Origin of the sequence: Kitasatospora sp. NPDC088346 (genome assembly GCF_044740765.1) — a bacterium.
GTDB lineage: Bacteria > Actinomycetota > Actinomycetes > Streptomycetales > Streptomycetaceae > Kitasatospora.
Map to the genome: position 1 here is coordinate 1 of NZ_JBIURH010000118.1, position 6,567 is coordinate 6,567.

General features: G+C 64.9%; 5 protein-coding genes and 1 pseudogene. 3 read left to right on the forward strand and 3 right to left on the reverse strand.

What is annotated here, in order from left to right; all coding sequences use genetic code 11:
• Positions 1-167: 167 nt before the first annotated feature.
• Both ACIOFR_RS41575 and ACIOFR_RS41580 read right to left on the reverse strand, forming a co-directional pair.
• The gene (locus ACIOFR_RS41575) at positions 168-1,853 is read right to left on the reverse strand and encodes a family 43 glycosylhydrolase (protein ID WP_401005947.1); all 1,686 of its coding nucleotides are present in this window, start codon (positions 1,851-1,853) and stop codon (positions 168-170) included.
• Between the two features lie 812 nt (positions 1,854-2,665).
• Complete coding sequence (locus tag ACIOFR_RS41580) at positions 2,666-2,806, reverse strand: RICIN domain-containing protein (RefSeq protein WP_401005949.1); 141 nt, start codon at positions 2,804-2,806, stop codon at positions 2,666-2,668.
• A 198-nt stretch (positions 2,807-3,004) separates the two neighbouring features.
• Between ACIOFR_RS41580 and ACIOFR_RS41585 the strand changes: the two genes are divergently transcribed.
• The 3 genes from ACIOFR_RS41585 to ACIOFR_RS41595 all read left to right on the forward strand — a co-directional run bounded on the left by ACIOFR_RS41585 (position 3,005) and on the right by ACIOFR_RS41595 (position 6,279).
• Positions 3,005-4,051: a substrate-binding domain-containing protein gene (locus ACIOFR_RS41585; protein WP_401005951.1), complete on the forward strand. Its 1,047-nt coding sequence runs from the start codon at positions 3,005-3,007 to the stop codon at positions 4,049-4,051.
• 124 nt (positions 4,052-4,175) lie between these two features.
• Positions 4,176-4,799 (forward strand): ATP-binding cassette domain-containing protein, encoded by a 624-nt coding sequence (locus ACIOFR_RS41590; protein WP_401005953.1) that lies wholly within the window; start codon positions 4,176-4,178, stop codon positions 4,797-4,799.
• A 445-nt stretch (positions 4,800-5,244) separates the two neighbouring features.
• Positions 5,245-6,279, forward strand: coding sequence for a substrate-binding domain-containing protein (locus ACIOFR_RS41595; RefSeq protein WP_401005955.1), 1,035 nt, complete (start codon positions 5,245-5,247; stop codon positions 6,277-6,279).
• An 80-nt stretch (positions 6,280-6,359) separates the two neighbouring features.
• Here ACIOFR_RS41595 and ACIOFR_RS41600 read toward each other — a convergent pair.
• Positions 6,360-6,567: pseudogene (locus ACIOFR_RS41600) on the reverse strand (ISL3 family transposase); the annotation flags it as partial.

Genomic DNA, 6,567 nt, shown 5'->3' on the forward strand with positions numbered 1-6,567 from the left:
GCCTCCGTTCCGGCCTGTTGCCTTGAACACCACAGCCACATCGGACACCTGAACCGGCATCAAAGCGGGCATTTCGCCTGCACGACGCCGCCCTGGGCAGGAAACCCAGCCCGGACAAACAGAAACGGCCCGCCAGCAAACTGGCGGACCGTCACGAACGATCGAGGTTAGCTGATCGTGATCATATCCAAAGACGCTCCATAATCATCCGTTGTGGTGAACTTTATGGTGTTGTTGTTGCCTGAGTTCAGCTGGACAGGAACGGAGGTCTGAGTTGTTGCAGTGGCCGTAGTGCCAGTAAGTGATATCAGCTGCTCCGGACCACCATTGACACTCATCCTCACATTGGTCGTACCCAGCCGTATGAACGTGATGCCGAGCGTTTTTGTACCACCTGTACCAGATGGTGAACCAACCCCGTTGAAGGTCAAGCTCGTGCCAGGATCGGATGCACCAAGTGCCCGAACTATGACCTTGTAGAAGCCTCGCGAGCAGAACGAGCATGGGATCGCTACTGAGGTGTGGTGGGCTGTATTCGTGAAGCTGTTGTCGAACGATTCGGCCTCGAATAGCCCATTGACCTTCTCATAGCGCACCAGGGTGAATGCGCTAGTGCTATTTGGTGCCAAGCTGACACTGAACTTTCCGCTGGTGATCACGCCCGAGCCCTCGGGATCGTCCGCGATACGTTGGAGCGCGTAGTCACCGCTACTGAAGTATCTGTTTGGCCCCACCTCCGTCACGTGAGTGTTGATGGTCGCCGCGGTGGAGGTCTCGTTGATGAACGTGAGCCTTCGGTCCGGGAACGGGCCCGTTGTCAACGGAATTGACTTCACCAGCAGGCCGGAGTTGTTGACGGAGATAGTGCCGTCGGTCACCGGCAGGCCCTGAGCCCGCCAGGTGCCGGCGGTGACATCCAGGTCCCATTTCTTGTACTGGTCGACCTTGACCGTGGTCCCGCTGATAGTCATCGGCAGCCAGACCAGCTTGGAGGATCCCAGGTCAGCAGTGTTCCAGCGGTCGCCAGCATAGATGTATGTGGTACCCGCGGTGCCTTGAACTGTGATGATGTTCCCCGTCTGGCTGTCGTACGTCCTGAGGTTCGGGGTCGCGATTGACTGGGGCGGAGACCAGGGCCCTGCCAAGGATGTCGCCGTGGTAGATATATTGTCGTTGGGGGACCAGCCGCTCAGGCGGGAGCCCAGCATGAAGTACCGGCCGTTAACCTTTACCAGTGCCGGGGCCTCGATGTTGCCGTAAGTCGCGTTCCCAAGGAGCGCCACCTGGCTGGCCACGGAGAGGTAGTCGGGGGAAAGCTTGTAGATGCGCGTACCGTAGTTGCGGTCTTCTCCCATCAGGTAGGCGGTTCCGTCGGTGTCCTGAAAGAGGCCCATGTCTCGGCTCACGTTGTTGAGTGGCCGGAAGCTGCCCTTGTAAGTGTAGGGGCCGCAGGGGGTGGGGCTGGTGGCAACGCCGACCTTGGCCTCTGCGTAGCTCGCGTCGTCAATGTGCATGTACATCACGTACGTCTGGGTGGATGAGTTGTAGACGACTTTTGGTCGTTCTACAATCCGGCCCGGGGCCAGGTCGCCGCTGCTCTGTCGGGGGAGCGCGTTCTGCTGCCTGGTCCAATTCCGCAGATCGGTCGAGCTGTAGCAGGCTACGGCGTTGGAGTTCTGGCCCGCCTTCTTGTCCTCGCCGATGCCGTACCAGGTGGAGCCGACCTTGACAATTCCCAGGCCGTGCAACTGCAGCGTGTTGCCGCTTGTGTCGTACGAGTTTTCGCCGGTGGTGTAAGTACTCACGACCGTGGCCGCCTGAGTCTGAACCGGCGGCAGGAGCAGGCTCGCCAACCCCGTGAGGGATGCCAGGGTCAGGCACAGCCCTGCTCGCGCCCTCACTCCTGCACGTTGAAGGAGTCTCCTTGTTTGGATCATTTCGTTGTCCCTTCCGGACATCATGAAAGGCCGAGTGTGCGTTGAACAGGTCCCGTGCCCGGCAGGCCCCATCACGTCTGCGGCTCGCAGGCGCGTGGCACGAGTGAGGAGTGTTGCCTGCTCGGGCAGCAGCGAATGCCCGGGAAAGGTGAGGGCGGGGTTCCGCCCGTCGACACCGCCTGGCCCCAAGTGAGGTGGTCCGGGGCGCAGCTCTCGAACTGCTGCGTCACAGCTGGAGGTTCAGACTCACATTTCGCCATAGCGACGCATAAGTAAACATTTTCGAAAGCCGTGAGGATATGGTGGGGGCGCTGGCGGACAGAAGTCAACAGACCTTCTGGGTTCGTCTGGTGGGTCACACGGGTAGCGGCTCAGGGCATGCGGTCGAAGCCAGCCACAGCTGAGCCCATCTCTGTCTAACCGGACCGCGCTCACCAGCAGGCTTGCGGCCACGGGGAGCTGGCCGATGCCGCCATCCCGAATGGGGACGCTGGATTCCCCACGCTGCCGCTGCGGCACGTTAACCTCCTTCGCCTGCCGAGTGAAGCCACACGTGTCCGGACTGAAGACAAGTGTTGGAACAGGTGGTTGCACGCAGGTGCCGCCCTCGGCGCGGGTGGATACTACTCCTGTCCATGACTCAAACAGCGATGAGTCGTGGGCCTGCGCACCCATGCACCGTCGATCTGACCGCATGTCGCCCGGAGGCGCCGCGAGGGCGGTCACTATCAGGAGATGGTGAAGCCCTGGAGGTTGCTCCCGTCGTAGGGGCGTTGTTCGAACTGGGTGCCCGAGGCGGCGCCCGCGGTGAGGTAGAGGCCGCTGAAGCGGTTGGCGAAGCGGACGCGGCCGTTGCCGGCGTCTTCCATGAGCCATTCGTCGTTGTGGTGGTGTGTCTGAGTGATTCTGTTTCCATCTCGCCCCGCCGACCACTGCGGGCCACCGTCCTGTCAGACCGAGAGCACCGGAACTGATTGCCGCTCACCCCGTGGACGGCCCCGGGTCCATTCCACGTGTGTACCCGGCTCACCCCGTGACCTCGCACCCTCGTCAAGTAGGAGCACCACATGGCCACTCAATACACAGCCCGCACTGCGTCAGCTATCGCTCTGTGCGCAGCGGCAGCCCTGTTTCTCGGTGCCTGTTCCACGGGCAAGGAGTCCACCGCCTCGGACGCCTCGGTCGCCCCGGTCACCGGCAAGATCTCCATGACGTACCTGCAGAAGCAGGGCGACCAGGAGTACTTCATCGGCGAGGCCGAGGGCGCCAAGGCCAAGGCCGCCGAGCTGGGCGTCGACCTCAAGGTCGTCAACCTCGGCAACGACGCGAACAAGACGATCAGCGAGGTGCAGTCGGCGATAGCCCAGAAGTCCAACGGTCTGATCATTGTGGTGCCGGACCCTGCCGTCGGTCCGCAGGTCGTGCAGACCGCCAAGGACGCCAAGGTCGCCCTGCTCACGTCGGACGACCAGATCTGCGCCTCCGGCCCCGACCCGTCCAAGTGTGCCAAGACCGACCTCGTGCCCCGGATCGGCTTCTCCGGCGCCCAGATGGGCGGCGAGGTCGGCAAGCGGGCCGTCGAGGAGTACAAGAAGGCCGGCTGGAACCCCGCCGACACCCGGATCATCTCCGCCTGGAAGCAGGACGTCACGGTCTGCGGCGACCGCGTCAAGGCCGCCAAGGAGACCTTCGACGCCGCCGTCCCCGGCGTGCAGAACATCGACGTCGCCACCGACAACACCCCCACCGGCGCCCAGGACAAGATCGCCGCCACCGTCACCGCCAACGCGGGCGTCAAGAACTGGATCGTCTGGGGCTGCAACGACGAGAACGTCCAGGGCGGCGTCACCGCCCTGCAGAACGCCGGCTTCAAGGCCGACAACGTCATCGGCGTCGGCCTCGGCGCCTACCTCGCCTGCAAGAACTGGAGCGGCGACAAGCCCACCGGCATGAAGGCCGCCCTGTTCATCAACGGCAAGGACGTCGGCGCGCTGGCCGTCCAGACCATGTACGACAAGCTCAAGAACAGCAAGGACATGCCCGCCGAGGCCTTCGCCCCCACCACCATGGTCGACGCCACCACCTGGAAGACCTCCGGCGTCACCTGCAGCTGACACTCCGCCGCACCTCCGGCAGCCCGAGGGCGCCGGCCGGGCCCCGACCGGCGAACGAGCCGACGGCCGTGGCAGGACCAGCCGCGCGCCCTTCCACAGCCGCCGGCCCTCCCAAGGAATTCTCATGAGCAATGCCTTCGACCCGGCCACCGACCGCACCGGCGGGACGAGCGTCGTCCGCGCCGCGGGTGTCCAGGGCGTCACCAAGCGGTTCGGCGCGGTCCAGGCCCTGACCGGGGTCACCCTGGACTTCCCCGGCGGGCAGGTCACCGCGCTGATGGGCGAGAACGGCGCCGGCAAGTCCACTCTGCTGAAGATCCTCACCGGCGACCACCAGCCCACCGAGGGCCACGTGGTGCTCGACGGGCAGCGCGTCGACCTCAAATCCCCCGCCGAGGCCCGCACCGCCGGCATCCGCATCATCCCGCAGGAACCCGAGATCATCCCGCACGTCTCGGTCGCCGAGAACATCTACGCCGGCGCCCTGCCCCGCGCCGCCGGCCGCCGCCTGGACCGCGCCGAGCTACGCCGCCGCATCACCGCCGACCTCGACCGCCTCGGCTTCGCGGGCGTGCTCGACCCGGACCTGCTGGGCTCCCAACTCGCCCCCGCCCAACGACAACTGGTCGAGATCATGCGCGCCCTGACCGGCCAGGCCAAGGTGATCGCCTTCGACGAACCCGCCTCCTCACTGTCCGAACACGAGGTCGACGCGCTGTTCACCTCGGCCTCCCCAGCTGACCCGTGACATTCCGTCCCTGCAGGCTGGCTGGGCCGGGCACTGTCAGGCCGGGTAGCGAATCAGGTCCCCGGTAGCCAGGTCGAACACGAACGGCTCCGGGATCGGCACGCTGTCGCCGACCTTCCGATCCACCAGCGGCGGTAGACGCCATCAGCCGGCGCGGAGCAGAGCGTGGTGCCCTCAAGCCCCTCTCCAACAGCCCACGAAGACCGCCATGACCGTCCCAAGCGGTCTGCGACCACGTCGCGCCGCGTCACACGAGCCAGCCTCTAACGCGACTCGGAGAGTCTGCGGACGAGCGCCAGCACAACCCGCGGCGGTCCCCAGGGCTGTGCCATGCCCCAGTCGGCGCACTTCCAACATGCATTCCACTGTCTCCCTCACCCAGGTCCGGCATCGCTACTCCGCCCAGTGGTGACTGCTGGCTCTCCAAGATCACCAAAGAGGCCCCATGCTGCCCGCACCGACGTACCGTACGAAAGTTGCCGCCCTCACCGCCATCATCGGGCTGTGCCTCTCGGCCTGCGCCGCCGAACAGTCTCCGGACGGAATCGCCCGGGTCAAGGGCACGATTTCCATCACCTACCTGCAAAAGCAGGGTGACCAGCAGTACTTCCTCGACGAGGCCGACGGCGCCCGCGCCAGAGCCGCGGAACTCGGCATCGACCTGACCCTCGTCAATCTCGGCAACGACGCCGCCCGGACCGTGAAGGAGGTCGAGGCGGCTGTCGCCCGTAAGGCCCACGGCGTGATCGTCGTAGTGCCGGACCCCGCCGTCGGTCCGCAGGTCGCGCAGATCACCAGAAACGCCAAGATCGCGCTCCTCACCTCCGACGACCAGATCTGCACCAACCTCTCGGACCCCAGCGTCTGCGCAAAGCAAAAACTGGCACCCCGCGTTGGATTCAGCGGGGCCCAGATGGGCGCCCAGGTCGGACAACGCGCAGCCGGGGAATATCGTAAGGCGGGATGGAAAGCGTCTGACACACGGGTGATCTCGGTCTGGCAGCAGGACGTGAACGTCTGCCGGGAACGGGTCAACGCCGCCACCGAAGCCTTCCTCAACGAAGGCCAGGTTCCCACCCTCGACATCGGCACCGACAACACGGAGGCCGACGCCAAGCGGAAGGTCGCAGCAACCATCGCGGCCGAGCACGACGCCGTCAGGCACTGGATCGTCTGGGGCTGCAACGACGAGAACGTCCAGGGTGCCCTCACCGCCCTGCACGACAGCGGCGTCAGCGCCGACAACGTCATCGGCGTCGGTCTCGGCGCCTACCTCGCATGCCGTGACTGGCTCTCCGGCCGGCCCACCGGAATGAAGGCTGCCTTGTTCATCAACGGACGGGACGTCGGTGCCCTTGCCGTCCAGACCATGTACAACAAACTCAAGGCCGGCACCGAGATGCCCGCCGAGGTCTTCGCCCCCACCACGATGGTCGACGCCACCACCTGGAAGAAGAACTCGGGCCTTGACTGCAGGTGACGCCTCCGTGCGCAGCGGTGCCGCCGGGAGTGTCATGAATTCGGCTCTGGCCCGTAATCGGTGGTAGCGCTGTGTAGTGATCACTGGAGGAGGATGCGGTGGCGGAGCAGGGGGAATCCGGCTCGGCCGTGCATTTGCCTCATGATTCGCTTGGTTCGCGTGTTGACGCCCTCGGTGCGGCCGTTGTGGTACGTGAACCGCCCCGGGTTCGGTAGAGATCTCAGGTTGTGGTGGTGACCTGCGGTTTTGCTGTCGTGAGGTAGTAGGTGTTCTCGTATTCGACGGGCG

Excerpts from the sequence above, each read along its gene's own strand:
- ACIOFR_RS41580 (WP_401005949.1), bottom strand. The coding sequence starts at position 2,806 with ATGGAAGACGCCGGCAACGGCCGCGTCCGCTTCGCCAACCGCTTCAGC.
- ACIOFR_RS41585 (WP_401005951.1), top strand. The coding sequence starts at position 3,005 with ATGGCCACTCAATACACAGCCCGCACTGCGTCAGCTATCGCTCTGTGC.
- ACIOFR_RS41590 (WP_401005953.1), top strand. The coding sequence starts at position 4,176 with ATGAGCAATGCCTTCGACCCGGCCACCGACCGCACCGGCGGGACGAGC.
- ACIOFR_RS41595 (WP_401005955.1), top strand. The coding sequence starts at position 5,245 with ATGCTGCCCGCACCGACGTACCGTACGAAAGTTGCCGCCCTCACCGCC.